Here is a 17,364-nt window from a genome sequence, read left to right as displayed (position 1 = left end):
TATCCTAGGTATAACAAAAAGCGGATACATCAAGTATCCGCGCCCGGGTTTGATTCAAACGGTTCCTCGCGTCCCTTGAATGATTGCGGATCGGCATCACAAACCAGGTGTGTGGTTATAACCAAAACACCAAGTCGTGCGATCCAGTTTAGATAACCATTACAAGGAAGTCCACATTGTCCGACGAGTCCCCTTTCCTACATCTCCACTTCAAATATTACGAGTCAGACTCAATTACTGTCAAGATAAATACATGGGATTACATTTCCAGTGAATTGGTTGGGTGGTCAAGCATCCAGCTAACCTGCAGACTGTTCACTTTTTTGAATGTAACTTTATATTCGATTTTTACAACTTCAATTCATATCGTATATCAGGTAAATTCTCTTCATTTTCTTGTCCTCTATCAGTAATTTCAAACCCATTATTCTCATAAAATCTTTGGGCATTTTTATTCACTTCAAATGTATATAAAGTTAATTTTCCATTTGCTTGTGCTTTTGCTTTATTAAGCAAGGTTCGCCCTATTCCATTCCCTTGATAATCAATATGAATATAAAGTTGGCTTATCTCAGTTTCACTATAGGCAATCATTCCAACTACTTTTTCATCAATTAACGCTAAATCTATTTGATACTGTTTAGATAGTATATGATTTAAAAAATATAGATGGTTTTCGAAGCTATGGGTTTCAGCCTGACCAATTGCCCGTTCCTTACTATCTCTCCACATTTTCACTGTATGTTCAGCATACTTGGGATTATAGTTAGATATTTTAATTTCAAGTTTGTTCATTAATATACCGCCTTAAATAGAAAGATTTTCAAACGATGCAGTATTGACTTGAAAAATATCTTCTTGATCCAAGATTTCCGTTCCATTGTAAGTAATAATTCCTGATGAGAAATCAATGTCATCAGTGTTCTATGGCCACCAGTTACCTCTCCTGCCCGTCTATTATATGCGTTCATTAATTCTGATCAGTAATTTTTTTAAGATTTGCTTCTCCTCGTCATTAAGGACTTGAACGATTTCATCCTCCACTTTTTGAAATGAGTTATTGAAGTCTTCAATCAAGTCAACCGCTTTTGGTAATACATAAATATTTTTTTGCCGTTCATTATTGGCTGGGATTTTACGTTCGATGAAACCTTTTTGCTCTAGACCTTGAAGCATGCTTGTAACGCTTGCCCCACGCAGATGAAACCGATCTGCAAGATCCTTTTGAATAATATGATTATCTTGATTCTCATAAATATAATCGATTACTTTTCCTTGTTGAGAACTTAATCCTAGCTCTTTTATACTCTCATCCGCTCTTTTCTTTAACTTAAGACCGATAATTTGAAACAACTCCATATAAGGCGTATCTTCTCGGGAATGCATGACCGTCCATCGTCCCCTCTGTAATTGTTAGGAATCTAATTGTAAGTAGCTAAAATATACAGTGATCCCAGTAGGCTTGTCAAACAAAAGTTAGACTATTGACTGTTAGATATCTAACAGTTATACTCCGAAGTGTTGAAACACAAACACATTAGGAGGAGTTATGATGGAGAAATTAAATCAAAATGCTGGGTTAGAAGAAATTACGGCGATTACAAATGTACGAATCTTTGATGGATATCAGATTATTGCTCCCAGACATATTGTCATTAAAGGGGGTTCCATTATTTCAGTGGGCGGAGACATCCCAAGCGATGCAACAATTATCGATGGAGAAAATGCGACATTAATACCTGGTCTGATTGATGCACATGTCCATACCTCAATTGGCGGATTACGAGATGCCTTAAAATTCGGTGTTACAACAGAACTCGAAATGAACGGCGATTTTACGAAAAGAGGGCGCGAAATTCAGCTAAAAAATGTCGATGACATCGCAGACGTCCGATCTGCTGGTACAGCGATTACCGCTCCTGGTGGGCACCCAGATGAATTACTACCTGATGGAGATGAAATACCTGAATTCGTATTAAAGGAACTACAGAAGTTATCGGAGGAAGACCGGGAAGCAATGTTGGCCGCCTACGCTCACGATCACGACGAAATACCTCAAGTGACAACGGTTGAAGAAGCGATCAAACATGTGCATACCCAAGTGGAGAATGGATCTGACTATATTAAGATCATGATTGAAGAGGGAACGGTTATGGGTGCACCCGGCCTGCCTGTTCTAAGTGACGAGATTCTAAAAACAGCCGTTACTGAAGCCCACAAGTTCGATAAGTTGGTCATTGCCCACGTTTTGACGGCTCTTTCATCGAAAGCAGCCATCGATTTTGGAGTCGACGGTTTGGGGCACTTGTTTATCGACAGACCCGAGTACACGTCCGAATTGGTTAAATCCATAGCAGATTCTGGAGCTTTTGTTACACCGTGCTTGGTGTTAAATTCATCGATTATTGGTAATCCGGCATCGGAATTGGCTAATGATCCACGAGTTCATTCCAAATTAAGTCCGGATTGGATCGATATCTTGAACTCAAGCTTCAATACATTCCCACAAGGTAACATGGAGAACAGCTTTAAAAATGTGATGGATCTTCACCGTGCCGGAGTTGATATTCTTGTAGGGACGGATGTCGCACCGGTTCCCGTTCCGAACCTTGGTGGCCTTGCTCATGGGGCCAGTGTTCACCACGAAATGCAGCTGCTGGTGAAGGCTGGGTTCACTCCGATCGAAGCTCTTCAGTCGGCTACTTCCAAACCGGCCCGTTGCTTTGGTCTACAAGATCGTGGCCGGATTACCGAAGGTGCACGTGCTGATCTTATTCTCATAAACGGTGATCCGATCACTAATATTTCAGATACTTTGTCAATCAAATCCGTGTGGTTCAATGGTTCGCAAAAACTAGGCTAAAACTAGTAGTTTATATTTCCTAATTGTAAAATCACTAAGAAGAGGGATTGCAAAAATGCAGTCCCTCTTCGACTTTAATCTAATTATGCTTTTGGAATTGCCCCTATTTGTTGAAGCAAGCCAAGCATATCGGGTTGACCATACTCTTCAATAATTTGGCCATTAGAGATCCGATAAAAATTCATTGCATTTACTTCGATTTTTTTGCTCGTTGGTGGAAACCCGAGAAACTCTCCGTCTTGTGTGCCCTTCATGACAAAATGAGCTGCTATTAGTTCCTCTTCTGCTACCAGCTCCTTAACAGTCCATTGTATATCGGAAAAACCAGATCTCATCATATGAATTATGGAGAGATAACCACTTGGACCATTCATTGGTTCTTTTTGCATAGGTACATAAAAAACAGCATCTGGAGAAATCAATTCTTCAGCAAGTTCCTTGCTTGCCGTATTAATGAAGTTCGTGAAACGATACATCAATTGTTTGTTTTCTGTAATCGTCATATTTAAACCCCTTTCTATTTTCGTGAGCATATGCCTTCATTAAAATTTTATCTCTACTTTAGATAATTGGTAAGTAGGCACCTTAATGTTGCATAGGAACCTTTTTGTAACTAGTATTTTATCTTTAGGTTGCAGAGCCAATAAACTGATCTCTAAATGCTGTCTCCAAGAATTCAAGAACGTTAACATATGATTCAAAAAATAGTCACTCAGTTGCATAAACTCTCTTGCAAACTCCCCTCCTTTCATTTGATTTTTCATCGACAGAATTATAATATAAGCAATGTATTGTTTTGAAAGTAGGCACCTTTTTGTTATATAGGAACCTAATAGTAACTATTGGAGGTGATAATGTAGTGATTTCAAAAAAAGAGTTGCCGTTGTGTCCCGTCGCAACGACAGTTGGATTGATAGGTAACAAGTGGAAGTTATTGGTTATGAGGGATCTTTTGAAGGGAACTCATCGATTCGGAGAACTTCGTAAAAGTATCCCGGAGATCAGTCAAAAGGTTCTCACTGAAAATTTACGTTCAATGGAAGAGGACGGAATTGTCATTCGTACTGTTTTTGCAGAAGTCCCTCCGAGAGTCGAATACAGCTTAAGTGATTTAGGAAATTCACTGAAGCCAATTATATTCTCTATGGAAACATGGGGGCTCGGGTACCAGAAACTCAATGATGAACTTCCAAACGATATTCATCAGAGTGAATGATGTCAAATTGTTACTCCACGGTCATTTCAAAATAGAATGAATCCCTCTACATCTTCAAGTTAAATCAATGGAGGACTCATACGTCCTCCATTGACTCGTATGAGAGAGTTGATCTTCGAACACCAGTTTCTGCAATATTTCTATTGCATGAAGAAAAAACGGGCAAGATCCTCATTAAATGAATGGCTATTTAAAATCAAAATGGATATGCACTGTTTTTGGATACATGAATAATTTCAGATGGAAACCTTGCCTTAAAATATTTTTCGACTTTCAGATGAATTCTTTTCTCGTACCATTTCTCCCAGCCGTTCGCCTCAAATAATTGTGGCATCCCTAACCGCTTAGATCTCATCCCCATTTGACCATCACCAATCAATAGCGTATCAATCCAAATTCGATCAGTTATGCCTTGTAACATGTTAGCGAAATTAGGTGAAAAAGGTAGCACAGGGGAAATAGATACTTGTGTATGTATCCCTGCATCATTTATCTTTTTCAAGGCTTTAACTCGTAAATCTATTCCAGGAGCATAGGGCGAAAAAATTCGTTTCACGTCTTCGCGATCTGTCTCGATTGTCATTGAAACCATAATTCTACATTTTTCCTTTAATTTCAGCAGTATATCAAGGTCTCTGGCAACCAGCGGGCTTCTAGTTTGAATTTGAAGTGAATCTGGTGGGTTTTTATCCATTTCTTCCAACAGGCTTCTTGTAATGTTTGCCTTCTGCTCTACAGGTTGATAAGGATCTGTGGCTGATGACATGAATATACTTATGGGTTTATTTTTACGTCTTAGAAGAGAGACTTCCTTTAGATAGTTTTCTGCTGCATTTTTCTTGACATCCACCCACGATCCCCAAGGAATATCCTTAAACTTTTGAATAGGCATTTCTCTGACGTAACAGTATTCGCAAGCAAATGCACAACCCGTATAGGGATTTAGTGAATGAGTAAAACCAATATCTAGATAACCTTTTACTTCACTTAATATTTTCTTAGACACAATGTCTTTGATTTCAATTGGCATGACGCTACCATCCCCTCAATTACTTTTACGCCCACTTCTCCTCTTGAGTTTTATCTTAAAATTTCTCATGCTACTTGAAATGACGACTTGAAAATTACGTCCCACAAGCGAACCGGGAAATTGGGCATCCTACTGATTTCTCGACTGTCTTAAACCTGCTGCTATTCCTCCTCCTTCGTGGCTTTTCTTTTGAATGTCCTTACTGAATACAGGGGCAGATTTATAATAATGAAGTTTTTTATCTTTGACATCCAAACATAGTTTACTCTGCCTCTTTATTTATCTTTTTTGTGATTCCCGGTTTACCGAAAGATCTGCTCGTATTTGTTGCCGCACCCATAAGTTAGACTCTTATTTTCTATGTTCATGTGGGCAATTCAGTAATATCAACGTTCATATGTTCGGTAAGCATTAAGGTTACATCCACTTTCACTTTGCTCCACAATAGTGTCATTTTATGAAGGTAACCTCTTACGGAATAATCTACCGTTAAACTCAGCTCAGATCTCACTTCATCTATGATTTTTATATGATGTTCCTTTAGCCTTTGCTTTGATTTGTACATTTCTAAAGCTATTTTCTTTTGGGTACCGTCCAGGTAGTCAACATACACAGATTTCATTTTGAAGTTTGAAGCGTATATTTTATGCTTATCTACCTCCAGAGCACCTAACAGATAAGGGAGCTCCACTACCCTCTTTACGAGTGAAAGTTCCTCCAAAGTCTGTCGCACTTTACACGCCTCCTTCTTCAAGTTTTACAGCGACCAATTGATCAAAATCGACCCATTCAAATCCATTCTCCATTTCAATTTTGATTTTCTTTCCAAAGGTACTGACTGAAGTGACGATCCCGTGTATATACCGATTGCCTGACTCAGTAAATATTGCAAAGGTGGCTTGCAATGTATAATTGAGCGACATATCTATATTTTGTGTAATAATCTCCCACTCATCTTCATGGATCAGCGGTTTCGTTAGATAATGAACTTGAGTACGATGCTGTATAATCCGTTCTTTATGTTGTGGAAGCATCATGCGGCTCGATTCCCATAATCCATTGGCCTCCAGTTTTTTGCTCATTTATAATGCCCCCCAATTTTAGATGCTCGATCGATCGCTTGACCCGCAGCCGTAATGGAGCTTGCTCGTAGAATGGCAATGTCGCCAAATCGATCCTTAATGTCGTCCATCACCTGATCAATGGCCCGTTTCTGTTCTTGATCATCAAAAAAAGATAGTTGATATGTATCCGCGTTGGATAATTGAGACAGGGACACGCCTACACGGCGCACAGGTTGCCTATCCCAGTGTTGATGAAATATGCGTTTGGCTATCTTGCATACATCAATGGTTATGTTTGTAGGATCAGACAGTTTAACCTGCCTGTGAAAACCAGTGGGGTGGTCAAAATCCGCTCCAGACACACTTACGGACACGACACTACCCATCAGTCCCTTTTGGCGGGCTCTTCTGCATACTTCTGTGCAGATATCGAGAATAACCACTTCGATCTCCCAAGCCTCTGTGAAATCTCTAGGCAAGGTCATTCCGTTTCCGATATCTTTTTGTGTACTGTGCGTGTTGACGGTTACCGGCGAATTGTCGAGTCCATTTGCGACTCGCCAGATGACTTCTCCATTAACGCCCCACTTACTTCTTAATTTGGAAAGAGGCGTATTCGCCAAGTCTCTAATGGTTCGGATCCCCATCTTCCACAGATGTTTTTCCATTCTTGAGCCTATCCCCCACATATCGCGGATGGGCTTATCTCCAATATGGAGGTGTAACTCCTCTTTTTTTAAGCGGAAAATGCCCCCCTCTGCTTTTTTAGCGATTATATCGCAGCATAATTTACTGATGATTTTGTTTTCACCAATGCCAGCTCTCGCGTAAACGCCTGTTTCATTATAGATTTTGTCTTGAATTTGCTTGGCCAAATCGACTGGATCATTACCGAATAGATGCATAGACCCTGTAAAATCAGCGAATAATTCGTCTATACTGTACGGTTCGACCAGATCGGTGAACTCTTCAATAATGGACATGATTTGAGTGGATACTTCGATATATTCTTGCATGTGTGGTCTCACAATGATCAGTTCAGGGCACTTCTGAAGAGACTGCCAGAGTGGTTCCGCGGTAGACACACCCTTCGCTTTGGCTAGTGGACAAGCGGCAAGGATAATTCCAGAGCGTCTTGCGGGGTCTCCCGCAACAGCTAATGGTCTATTTTTGTATTGAGGCATTTTTGCCTTTTCGACTGAAGCATAAAAGCTCTGCATATCAATGAGCATAATGGTTCGTTGCTTAGTCAACACTGTAATCACTCCTGTACTTTTAAGAACGTATGTTTGTATATATTATAGACCGAACACATGTTCTTTATGCAAGAGGTAAATATTTATATTTAGATTTTGAAAACCCTAGGACACCATAATGAACTGTAGACTGGATATTGTCAGCCACTTTAGTCATCCAAATAATTAATTTTTAGTTTTATTATTGATGCACAAAAAACCAAGTACTTGTCTCACAAAGTGATAAGTACTTGGTCTATTTGATGGAATTTAAAGATTGGATCATCTTTCGTTCGATTGCAAATTATATTTCCTAATTCAATCTTTCCCCGTTGGATTCAATCACCTTTTTATACCAGTGGAAACTGTCCTTTTTACTTCTTTTCAGGGTACCTCCGCCCTCGTTATCCTTATCTACATAAATGAATCCGTAGCGTTTCTCCATTTCGCCAGTTGAGGCACTAACGATGTCGATGCAACCCCAAGCCGTGTAGCCGATAAGATTAACGCCATCGAGGATAGCTTCTCTCATTTGTTCGATATGATCTCGCAGGAAATTGATCCTGTACGTATCATGGATAGAGCCATCCTCTTCGATGACATCAACCGCTCCCAGACCATTTTCAACGATCATTATAGGGATTCTATACCGATCGTACACATGATTGAGTACGTAACGAAGTCCAACTGGATCGATTTGCCATCCCCAATCATTTGCCTTCAAATAAGGATTTTTGAATCCACCAAAGACATTCCCCTGGGTCTCATCACCTTCTGGGCGGGTACCCACTACATGAGACTTGTAGTAGCTGAAGCTATAGAAATCAACACAGCCTTGTTTTAGCACTTCTACGTCTTCTTCTGCCATCTCAATCTGAATATTGTTCTCATTAAAATATCTTTTGGCAAAGTCAGGGTATTCCCCTCTAACTTGCACGTCGCTGCTCAGCATATTGTTAATCTGATCCATTCTCAGAGCCTTCAACATATCTTCCGGTTTACATGTACTTCCGTAACCATGACTATAATTAATCATACAACCGATTTGGAGCGCCGGATTAATCTCATGAGCAAGTTTGACAGCTTTTGCACTTGCTATAAATTGATGATGTAAAGCCTGGAATCTTAATTGCGTACTATCCACAACCGTATTGTTAAATACACCACTATCATCAACTAATAATGCCCCTGCTATATATGCACCTGCTGGAACAATTAAACTATTGATCTCATTAAATGTAATCCAGTACTTCACGACATCCTTGTAACGGGTGAAAATGGTCTCACAATACCGTACGTAGCAGTCGATCATCTCTCTGGAAGCCCAGGCATTGAATTTCTCTGTTAGCGCAAACGGAGCTTCGTAATGTGAGATCGTAACGATAGGTTCAATATTATACTTTTTCAGTTCACTGAACACCTTGTCGTAAAATTGAAGTCCTGCTTCATTTGGCGTTACATCGTCCCCGTTGGGGAATATTCTGGACCAAGCAATGGACATTCTGAAGCATCGAAATCCCATCTCTGCAAACAGACGGATATCTTCTTTGTAATGATGGTAAAAGTCTACTGCCTCATGGGAAGGATAGTTTACACCCTCCTCAATGTGTTTAGTGATCCGTCTTGGAATAGTATGCGTTCCACCCGTCATCATATCTGCTGTACTTGCTTTTTTACCATCAATGTTCCAGGCACCCTCGTATTGATTCGCCGCTGTTGCGCCGCCCCACATAAAAGAGTCTGGGAATACGGTTGTGTTCTTCATTGGAAATTCCTCCTTATATGATCTTAATTAGTTTTTCCCCGATCGTAATCGATGGTTTATCTATACCAATTACATCTGTAAAGTCATCTGAATTCGTAACAATAATAGGTGTAGTCAGATCATAACCTTTGGCGGCTATTGCATCTGTATCGAATTCGATAAGTAAATCCCCAGCTTTTACTTCATCACCTTCTTGTACATGCACCTTGAAATGTTCACCTTTCAGCTTCACCGTGTTCATGCCGATATGAACGAGGAGTTCAGCGCCATTATTCGAGCTAATACCCATTGCGTGGAAGGTAGGGAATACCGCGGATATGACACCATCGGCTGGTGAAACAAGCTTTCCAATTGTAGGTTCAATGGCGATCCCTTTTCCCATAGCTCCAGTTGCAAAGGCTTCGTCCTTTATTGTTGATAACTCTAGAACTCGACCAGTCATTGGTGCTGTGAGTACATGTTCAGAAACACTAACAACAGGCACACGGTTTGTTGAAGATGAATTGGCTGGTGTTCGTTGATCCTCTCCATCCTCAGGCACATCTTCAAATCCTAAAATAAGCGTCATCAAGAAGGTAACAACAAAGCCAATGACCAGACCAATTGCCGCATGGATTAGGTTCCATGGATTATCAGTGATAAATGCTGGTAACGTAGCCAAGCCGGCAATGCCTAGAGCAGATCGAGCTACACCGAACAAGCCAACGTATATTCCGCCTACAATACCACCAATGACAACAGCGATCAGTGGTTTTTTTAACCGTAGATTTACACCAAACAATGCAGGTTCGCTAATTCCTAACAGCGCAGTTACGCTAGTAGAGTAAGCAACTTGTTTAAATGCTTTATTTTTGGTTCTTAATGCGACCGCGAGCGCAGCTGCACCTTGAGCTATATTGTGTACGAGCATACCTGGGCCAACAATGCCATCGGTTTTTGTCTGTGCATAAGCAGTGAGGACAACGGGTCCCAAACTATAGTGCATCCCCGTCAGAATCAGGAATGGGAATGCCCCGCCGATAATACCAGACACTAACCATCCTGCGTGTGTATTGACATAGGATACAGCAGAAGCAAGGTAGTTACCGGCAATCGCACCCAATGGTCCTAGAATAATTAATGTTAGAGGCGCCATAACAAGGATTACAACTAAAGGTTTCAAAATGGATTTGATCACGGAAGGAGAATACTTTTCAGCAAATCGTTCCACATATGACAGGATCCATACAGCTAGAATAATTGGAATAACGGAAGAAGAATACGTCGCTTGTGTGACAGGCAGACCCAAGAACGTAACAGGCTCACCTGCAGACATCAATGCCGAAAAGCTAGGATGTAACAAGATACCCGCAATGGTTAACGCAAAACCCACATTAGCTTTAAGTTTAACAGCAGCACTCCAAGCGAGCAGCATTGGCAAGAAGTAATAAGCCGCATCCCCGACGAAAGTCATAATCGTATTAAATTGACCGTCAAGGTCAACGAGATCAAAGGTTTTCAAAATAAGAAGAACTGCCTTAATCATGGCACAACCGATCATCGCCGGTAGGATGGGTGTAAAGATTCCGGAAATCGTGTCCAGAACAGTAGAAACTTTTCCTTTTTTCACAGTTGGAGCATCATTCTTGCTTGTAAAGTTCCCTAGCTGCGCAAGGGCTTTATAGACGTTGTTGACCTCATTACCAATAATGACCTGATACTGACCTCCACTACTGGCAACGCCCACAACTCCTTGTACGTTTTTCAGTGCTTCGTTGTTTGCAATCGACTCGTCTTTTAAGTTAAAGCGCAGCCTGGTAGCACAGTGTGTAACACTTTCAATGTTTTTTTCACCACCAACAAGTTTTAGAATGTCGGTAGCCGTTTGTTCATGTTTCATTTTTGTTCCCCCTTCAATGCATTATTCTACAAAAAAAGACCTAGAGTTCTATCGAATATAGATATGCTCTATACACGATGGAACTCTAGGTCTTGCCTGCATCACCAGTAACAATCCTAGTATAGTCATTATGGAGCGATGATGGGTCAATCCCTTTCTTCATCAGTCACCCTTTTGATATGAACAGTTAAATACACCAATTCGTCTTCGGTTAATTCTTTCCCATAGTCTACCCGAATCAACTGCGCAATTCTTAGACTACATTGGTACTCTAGCTTATATTTTTCTTTAATAATATTGAGGAAATCGTTATCATTACTTTTCATCACCGTATTGTTAAACAGACGATAGGCAAAAAACTTTAGATGCGTGATCAGTCTGGAGTAGTGAAGGGAGCTTTCGTTAAAGTGAATTTTGAACTGATAACGAATAATATTTAAGACCTTTTGAATCAATTGTGTCATCTTCATGGTATCTTCCATTTCAGATCCGAGCTCTGCATTGACGATATGAAGCGCAATAAAGCCGGCCTCATCTTCAGGCAACGTAATGTTGAATTCTTGATTAATCATATCCAAAGCCTTCAAAGCCACTCGATACTCATTGGCGTAGAATGCTTTAATTTCAGACAATAACGCATTGTTGAAGTTCATTCCCTGTTTATAGCGTGATACGGCGAAGTTAATATGGTCTGTTAGCGTCAAATATATATTTTCATTCAGCTCTTTATCCAAGGACTGCTTGGCATATTGAATAATACTATCGGACACACGGATGTACTCCATCGGAATCTGCGCGAGCAGGGCATATAATTTGCCAGTTACATTTTTGGACTTCAGGAAAAATTCTTTCTCAATCTTCTCTGTGTCCACATCGTCTCCTTTTTTCTTCTGAAAACCAATGCCACTTCCTAGAAGCATCATTTCCTGGCGTCTCTCATTTACAGCGCAGACGACATTATTATTAATAATTCGCGTGATTTTCATACGAATCTCCTTTTAAAATGAAACGTTAACAGAATTTAGCAAATAAAAAAGACCATTAATAGTGCACACATGGTAATTATACTCTACATGTTTGCATATTAATCGGTCTTGCCTGCTGATCAGTAACAATCCTGATTATATTCATTATTTACTTGTACGATTATCTTAGTGGAAGGTGTTAGATTTGTCAATATGGTCATTTGAAGTACTGATGGGGCATTTGCCTGAATAAAACAAGAGGATATCTCCCCTATCCTAGCTTACTTAATTAACTTATTTACAGTGATCATCAGTTCATCCAAAACGTTGTGATCGCCTTCTGAAATGCGTTCAATGACACAGCTCTTCATATGATGTTCCAAAAGCTGCTTTCCTACCCCATTCAACGCGGATTGAATGGAGGCAATTTGGTGCAACACGTCATCACAATACGTATCCTTCTCAATCATTCCTTTTACTCCACGCACTTGCCCTTCAATCCGATTCAACCGGCTAATTAATTTTCGCTTTGTACTCTCCGAATGATGGCTTTTCCGCTCGTTTGAAGATGTATGGTCACATGAGGCGTCCTCAAGTATCGTATCATCCATGTAGATCAACTCCTTTATTACACATTACCATCCCCCCCTACCCTATGTAAAGGGAGCAAGAAGTATCATGGTACGTGCTAAGAGAACGGCTTGTCATCAACCAAGATTGAATCGGTTGGGCAACCATCTACTGCATTTTGTAAGCATATTATACCCTCCACTCCTACAAAGATATATCAGTCAAAGGTATATTTTTATTAAGAATAACCCCGGACGGAAGTTGACCGGGGTCCTAACAGTTATTTAACTAACTCGCTGATTTCAGTTAGATTTTCGGCAAAGCCTACAAACACCTTATCTCCAATGACAATGGTTGGAACAACCTGTTTTCCAGTCAACTTCCAGACTTCCTCAGCGTACTTGGCATCTTCTTCACAATTGTAATCCGTATAGGGAAGCTCATGCTCTTTAAAGTAACGTTTAGCATAATTGCAATCGCTGCAGGTTGGGATTGAATAAATCTGAATGGATTCCGTCATGCCCAATTACTCTCCCTTGTATTTCAATATATATTACGCTCCGATGTTATATCCTTTTTTACGGATCGCTTCTTCAATTTCAGCGATTTGAACTTTAGATTCGTCAAATCGAAGTTCTACTGTTCCTTGTTCAAAATTAACGTGGCCTTCAGCGCCAAGAGCGCTAATTGCACCTTCAATTTTAGATACACAAGAACGGCAAGACATACCTTGAATTTTTACAGTTGCTTCTTTCACTGTTTTCACCCCCTTTCAAGCGTCTTAGACTTCAAGTTTTCCAGTGTCATTCGATTAACGAATTTGCTGAACTTTTCTTTGCCTTTTGCATGCATCTTATAATAATCAACAATTGCGGTAACGAAAGGAATAAGCTGATCCTCCGTTAATCCGGAATGTAGCAGCTTGGCGAAGGAGGGCTTAAGCCCCTTCGACTCGCCACCAACATAAACATTGAACTTATCGCGCATCTTTACGATCCCAATATCCTTAATCAACGGTTCACTTGTGCCTAAGGCGCATCCAGCATATCCAATCTTGAGTGGTGTAGGCGTATCGATACCGGAAATGGCCTGATTTAAATTTTTGGCTGTTTCCAAGCCTGTTTCTTCTGCACCTCTACAAAAGTTGCAAGCGATCAGACTTTTGGTTACAAATCCTGCAGGGTTTATTTCAAGACCGTGATCCTCAAGTTCATTTGTGATATGATCTCGTTGTTCAATCGATACTTCTGCGTAGAGTTGCTTAAAAGGTGTCATTTCCACTTTTGAATCGGGACCAATAATTTCGCCAATTTTAACTAGTTGCTCTGGAGTGAATAAGCTTCCACCAAGTTGGATTGCTGGACTAATCGCTATTTTAATTTGATCTCCCATGCTCATACCTCTCTACTCACTTTACATCTACGACAAAAGGTACTGTAAAGACTTCCCCATCATGCTGGAATTGGCCCCAGATTTTATAGATTCCGCTATGCGGGAAGGAGGTCATAAACTCCGCTTTTGGACCTGTTGCCTTTTCCTCTGTTGGATGAACATGCAGATATTGCTCTGCATCCTCAGAAAGGATAACAACATGACCTACAGCACCGAGGTATTGTTCCAGATTATTGATCCCTTCGTTCGTTGACGCATCCATGATATTAAAGGTCAGATTTACGTCGTTGTTGGCCTTTTTGGTACTCAATGAAAGTTCGATTTTTTTACCATCCACTTCTTTTACAAGGTTGGAATCCGCTTGAACAGGCTTTTGGGCTTTTTCTTGTCCCCCAACGTTCACCCATTCACTGAGTGCAGTACTCGCTCCACCTTTTGGAACAAAGTCGGCAAGGATTTTGTATTCGCCACCGACTGGAAATGAAGTTTCAATCGCAAACTTTCCATTGCCTTTATAATCAGGATGAATGTGATTAAAGTAAGAAAGATCTTTACTCACCACGATAAGGTGCATTCGTTTTTCGTGAACCATTTTAAATTCATTAACCGGATTACCATCGGCGTCCGTGATTTGGATTGTCAGATGCGAATTTTCATTGGCCTTCACATCTGATGCAAAGGAGAACGAGGCTTTAAGGGCACTTGCTGTTGAATCAGCATGAGGCCTTGCATGATCATGACTCGCACCTTCAGTTTCAGAATTCATCTCAGTATGATTCATACCACCATGTCCATCTGTATGTGCACTTTCTTTAGGGGTTCCGCAAGCAGACAACACACCGAAAGCTAAAACACCGGTTAACATTAGCATGATTTTTTTACTCCTCCTCATCATTTTGTTCGCTCCTATTCTAGTACTTTGACTAGTGACGTACTTTTACGCGTTGCAATCGCAGGGCGTTCAGAACGACGGATACCGAACTCAAGGCCATCGCTGCGCCTGCAACCCATGGTGCTAACAGACCGATAGCTGCAATAGGGATGCCTAAAGTGTTGTAACCAAGTGCCCAGAACAAGTTTTGCTTAATGTTGCGCATGGTCTTACGACTCATGTAGATAGCATCAGGAATACTGGATAGATCGCCGCGCATGAGTGTTACATCAGCTGCTTCCATCGCTACATCTGTCCCCGTACCAATCGCCATACCAATATCTGCAGTTGCCAAAGCCGGTGCATCATTGATACCATCGCCAACCATGGCCACTTTTTTACCTTGAGACTGAAGTTTTTTAACTTCTTCCGCTTTTCCTTCAGGCAAGACCTCTGCACGAACGTGGTCAATACCTACTTGAGCAGCGATGGCTTTTGCCGTCCGTTCATTGTCACCTGTAATCATAATGACCTGAATGCCCATTTCTTTCAGACGGCTCACTGCAGCTTTCGACGTTTCTTTAATTGTGTCTGCCACAGCGACCATACCTGCATATTGACCATCAATGGCAACCAGCATCGCAGTTTTCCCTGCTTCTTCCAAACGTGACATCGAATGATAAGCTGCTTTTGCATCGATATTATACTTTTCCATCAGTCGACGTGTACCCACGAGCAGTTGTTTACCTTCAACCATTGCTTGGATTCCGAAACCCGGAAATGCTTCAAAGGATTGAGTTCCTGGTAGTTCGATATTTCGTTCCTGGATGCCCACAACGATGGCTTCTGCAAGTGGATGCTCAGAATTTTTCTCTGCAGCTCCAACAAGTTTCAGGAATTCATTTTCATTGCCAAGAGCGACGACGTCAGTCAATTCAGGTTTACCTTTTGTAACAGTACCGGTTTTATCCAGAAGGATCGCATCAATTTTATGTGTCTGTTCCAGATGTTCCCCGCCTTTGAACAACACCCCTAGTTCAGCCGAACGACCAGACCCCGCCATAATGGATGTTGGGGTTGCAAGTCCAAGTGCACAAGGACATGCGATAACAAGAATCGCAATTGCTTTTTCTAACGAACCTGCAAAATCGCCTGGTGTAACCCAGAAGTACCAAACCACGAAAGCAACTATTGCAATCCCTACAACGATCGGGACGAATATGCCCGAGATCACATCGGCTACCCGCTGAATTGGTGCTTTTGATCCCTGAGCTTCTTCAACAACCTTAATAATTTGTGCAAGAGCGGTTTCTTTACCTACTTTGGTTGCTTTGATCCGAAGAATACCGTTTTTATTAATCGTAGCTCCAATCACAGCATCTCCGACTTTTTTCTCTACTGGAAGGCTTTCACCCGTAAGCATGGATTCATCTACAGATGAAATTCCTTCCAGCACCTCTCCGTCTACAGGTACTTTATCTCCTGGACGAATAAGCACAACATCTCCTACAATGACTTCATCCACTGGAATGGTAAGTTCTTTGCCATCCCGAACCACTAATGCCGTCTTCGCCTGCAGACTCATCAGTGATTTAATAGCCTCTGATGTTCGGCCTTTCGCAAGTGATTCAAACAATTTACCCATAAGAACCAGTGTAATAAGGACCGCACTCGTTTCATAATAGAGGGATGGACCATGATGCATCCCGTCAGCCATACTTGACCATTGAATGGTTAAATACAAACTATAGAAGTAGGCTGCAGAGGTACCAAGTGATACCAAAACATCCATGTTGGCACTCCCGTTTCGGAGAGCCTTATACGCACCCACATAGAACTGTCTACCAATATAAAATTGTACTGGTGTAGCCAGAATTAGTTGGAACCACGGATTCATAAACAAATCCGGTACATAGATCCATGAAGTGAACGAGAAGTGACCTACCATAGTCCACAACAGCGGCAAGGAAAGAATCGCCGAAATCAGTAATTTCCGTTTTTGATTACTCAGTTCTTTCGCACGATGGTCACTTGCACCGTTACTGGTACCGTCTTGTTTGACGATCGCTGTATAACCGAGTTTTCTTACCTTGTCTTTCATGTCTTCGATGGAAACTTCACCAGGAGAAAATTCAACTCGAGCCGTTTCCATGGCGAAGTTTACTGAAGCGTTAGTCACGCCGGGCAATTTGTTCAGGCCCTTTTCAATTTTGTTCGCACATGCTGCACAGGTCATGCCTTCAAGATTGAATTGCGCAACCTCTGATACGGAACCATATCCAAGTTTTTTGATTTTTTCCTCAAGTTCTTTCATTTCCACTTTCGTGGGATCATACGTTACACTCGCCTTTTCCAAAGCAAAGTTAACATTTGCTGATGTGACCCCGTCCATCTTACCGAGGCCTTTTTCGATTTTGTTTGCACAAGCTGCACAGGTCATACCTGTAATTTGTATACTCGACTGTTTTGTCTGAGCCGCTGCTGTTGCCACAATAACTCACTCCCCTCATCGTC

At 41.1% G+C, this 17,364-nt stretch carries 18 protein-coding genes; 2 read left to right on the top strand and 16 right to left on the bottom strand.

Translation table 11 applies throughout. The features are described 5' to 3' along the window. Positions 1–348: 348 nt before the first annotated feature. Both CXK86_RS13245 and CXK86_RS13240 read right to left on the bottom strand, forming a co-directional pair. The gene (locus tag CXK86_RS13245; protein WP_076250527.1) at positions 349–795 is read right to left on the bottom strand and encodes a GNAT family N-acetyltransferase; all 447 of its coding nucleotides are present in this window, start codon (positions 793–795) and stop codon (positions 349–351) included. A gap of 162 nt (positions 796–957) precedes the next feature. Then, positions 958–1,386: a MarR family winged helix-turn-helix transcriptional regulator gene (locus CXK86_RS13240; RefSeq protein ID WP_076250529.1), complete on the bottom strand. Its 429-nt coding sequence runs from the start codon at positions 1,384–1,386 to the stop codon at positions 958–960. Between the two features lie 166 nt (positions 1,387–1,552). Here CXK86_RS13240 and CXK86_RS13235 point away from each other — a divergent pair, with 166 nt between their 5' ends. Then, a complete protein-coding gene (locus tag CXK86_RS13235) occupies positions 1,553–2,863 on the top strand; it encodes an amidohydrolase family protein (protein ID WP_076250532.1) in 1,311 nt (436 codons plus the stop codon). An 83-nt stretch (positions 2,864–2,946) separates the two neighbouring features. Here the strand turns inward: CXK86_RS13235 and CXK86_RS13230 are convergent, their stop codons facing one another. Next, positions 2,947–3,366: an ester cyclase gene (locus CXK86_RS13230; protein ID WP_076250534.1), complete on the bottom strand. Its 420-nt coding sequence runs from the start codon at positions 3,364–3,366 to the stop codon at positions 2,947–2,949. A gap of 356 nt (positions 3,367–3,722) precedes the next feature. Here CXK86_RS13230 and CXK86_RS13220 point away from each other — a divergent pair, with 356 nt between their 5' ends. Beyond that, on the top strand, positions 3,723–4,079 hold the full coding sequence (locus tag CXK86_RS13220; protein ID WP_036613919.1) for a winged helix-turn-helix transcriptional regulator: 357 nt from the start codon (positions 3,723–3,725) through the stop codon (positions 4,077–4,079). A 196-nt stretch (positions 4,080–4,275) separates the two neighbouring features. Here CXK86_RS13220 and CXK86_RS13215 read toward each other — a convergent pair whose 3' ends face one another. From CXK86_RS13215 to CXK86_RS13150, 13 genes are all read right to left on the bottom strand, one after another. Then, on the bottom strand, positions 4,276–5,109 hold the full coding sequence (locus CXK86_RS13215) for an SPL family radical SAM protein (RefSeq protein WP_076250537.1): 834 nt from the start codon (positions 5,107–5,109) through the stop codon (positions 4,276–4,278). A 364-nt stretch (positions 5,110–5,473) separates the two neighbouring features. Beyond that, the gene (locus CXK86_RS13205) at positions 5,474–5,842 is read right to left on the bottom strand and encodes a YhjD family protein (protein ID WP_076250539.1); all 369 of its coding nucleotides are present in this window, start codon (positions 5,840–5,842) and stop codon (positions 5,474–5,476) included. A 1-nt stretch (position 5,843) separates the two neighbouring features. Next, positions 5,844–6,191 carry a YolD-like family protein gene (locus CXK86_RS13200; RefSeq protein ID WP_036673624.1) on the bottom strand — a complete coding sequence of 116 codons (348 nt, stop codon included), beginning with the start codon at positions 6,189–6,191 and terminating at the stop codon, positions 5,844–5,846. Further along, positions 6,188–7,405: a DNA polymerase IV gene (locus CXK86_RS13195; RefSeq protein WP_076250658.1), complete on the bottom strand. Its 1,218-nt coding sequence runs from the start codon at positions 7,403–7,405 to the stop codon at positions 6,188–6,190. The genes CXK86_RS13200 and CXK86_RS13195 overlap by 4 nt, the downstream gene beginning before the upstream one ends. A gap of 316 nt (positions 7,406–7,721) precedes the next feature. Then, a complete protein-coding gene (locus CXK86_RS13190) occupies positions 7,722–9,173 on the bottom strand; it encodes a glycoside hydrolase family 1 protein (RefSeq protein ID WP_076250542.1) in 1,452 nt (483 codons plus the stop codon). Positions 9,174–9,186: 13 nt separating this feature from the next. Further along, positions 9,187–11,052 carry a beta-glucoside-specific PTS transporter subunit IIABC gene (locus tag CXK86_RS13185; RefSeq protein ID WP_076250544.1) on the bottom strand — a complete coding sequence of 622 codons (1,866 nt, stop codon included), beginning with the start codon at positions 11,050–11,052 and terminating at the stop codon, positions 9,187–9,189. Positions 11,053–11,198: 146 nt separating this feature from the next. Then, the gene (licT, locus tag CXK86_RS13180) at positions 11,199–12,038 is read right to left on the bottom strand and encodes a BglG family transcription antiterminator LicT (protein ID WP_076250546.1); all 840 of its coding nucleotides are present in this window, start codon (positions 12,036–12,038) and stop codon (positions 11,199–11,201) included. Between the two features lie 260 nt (positions 12,039–12,298). After that, complete coding sequence (locus CXK86_RS13175) at positions 12,299–12,628, bottom strand: metal-sensitive transcriptional regulator (RefSeq protein WP_076250548.1); 330 nt, start codon at positions 12,626–12,628, stop codon at positions 12,299–12,301. Between the two features lie 239 nt (positions 12,629–12,867). Further along, on the bottom strand, positions 12,868–13,107 hold the full coding sequence (locus CXK86_RS13170; RefSeq protein ID WP_074095290.1) for a glutaredoxin family protein: 240 nt from the start codon (positions 13,105–13,107) through the stop codon (positions 12,868–12,870). Between the two features lie 33 nt (positions 13,108–13,140). After that, positions 13,141–13,344, bottom strand: a complete 204-nt coding sequence (locus CXK86_RS13165) for a heavy-metal-associated domain-containing protein (RefSeq protein WP_074095289.1) — start codon at positions 13,342–13,344, stop codon at positions 13,141–13,143. 5 nt (positions 13,345–13,349) lie between these two features. Continuing rightward, positions 13,350–13,979: an NAD(P)/FAD-dependent oxidoreductase gene (locus CXK86_RS13160; RefSeq protein WP_076250550.1), complete on the bottom strand. Its 630-nt coding sequence runs from the start codon at positions 13,977–13,979 to the stop codon at positions 13,350–13,352. 16 nt (positions 13,980–13,995) lie between these two features. Next, positions 13,996–14,850, bottom strand: coding sequence for a hypothetical protein (locus CXK86_RS13155; RefSeq protein WP_256719997.1), 855 nt, complete (start codon positions 14,848–14,850; stop codon positions 13,996–13,998). 52 nt (positions 14,851–14,902) lie between these two features. Beyond that, positions 14,903–17,341: a heavy metal translocating P-type ATPase gene (locus CXK86_RS13150; RefSeq protein ID WP_256719998.1), complete on the bottom strand. Its 2,439-nt coding sequence runs from the start codon at positions 17,339–17,341 to the stop codon at positions 14,903–14,905. Positions 17,342–17,364: the final 23 nt, after the last annotated feature.

The organism is Paenibacillus sp. BGI2013 (genome assembly GCF_002843485.1).
Classification (GTDB): domain Bacteria; phylum Bacillota; class Bacilli; order Paenibacillales; family Paenibacillaceae; genus Paenibacillus; species Paenibacillus amylolyticus.
The sequence above is the reverse complement of the archived record's forward strand: the minus strand, read 5'-3'. Positions and strand labels throughout refer to the sequence as shown.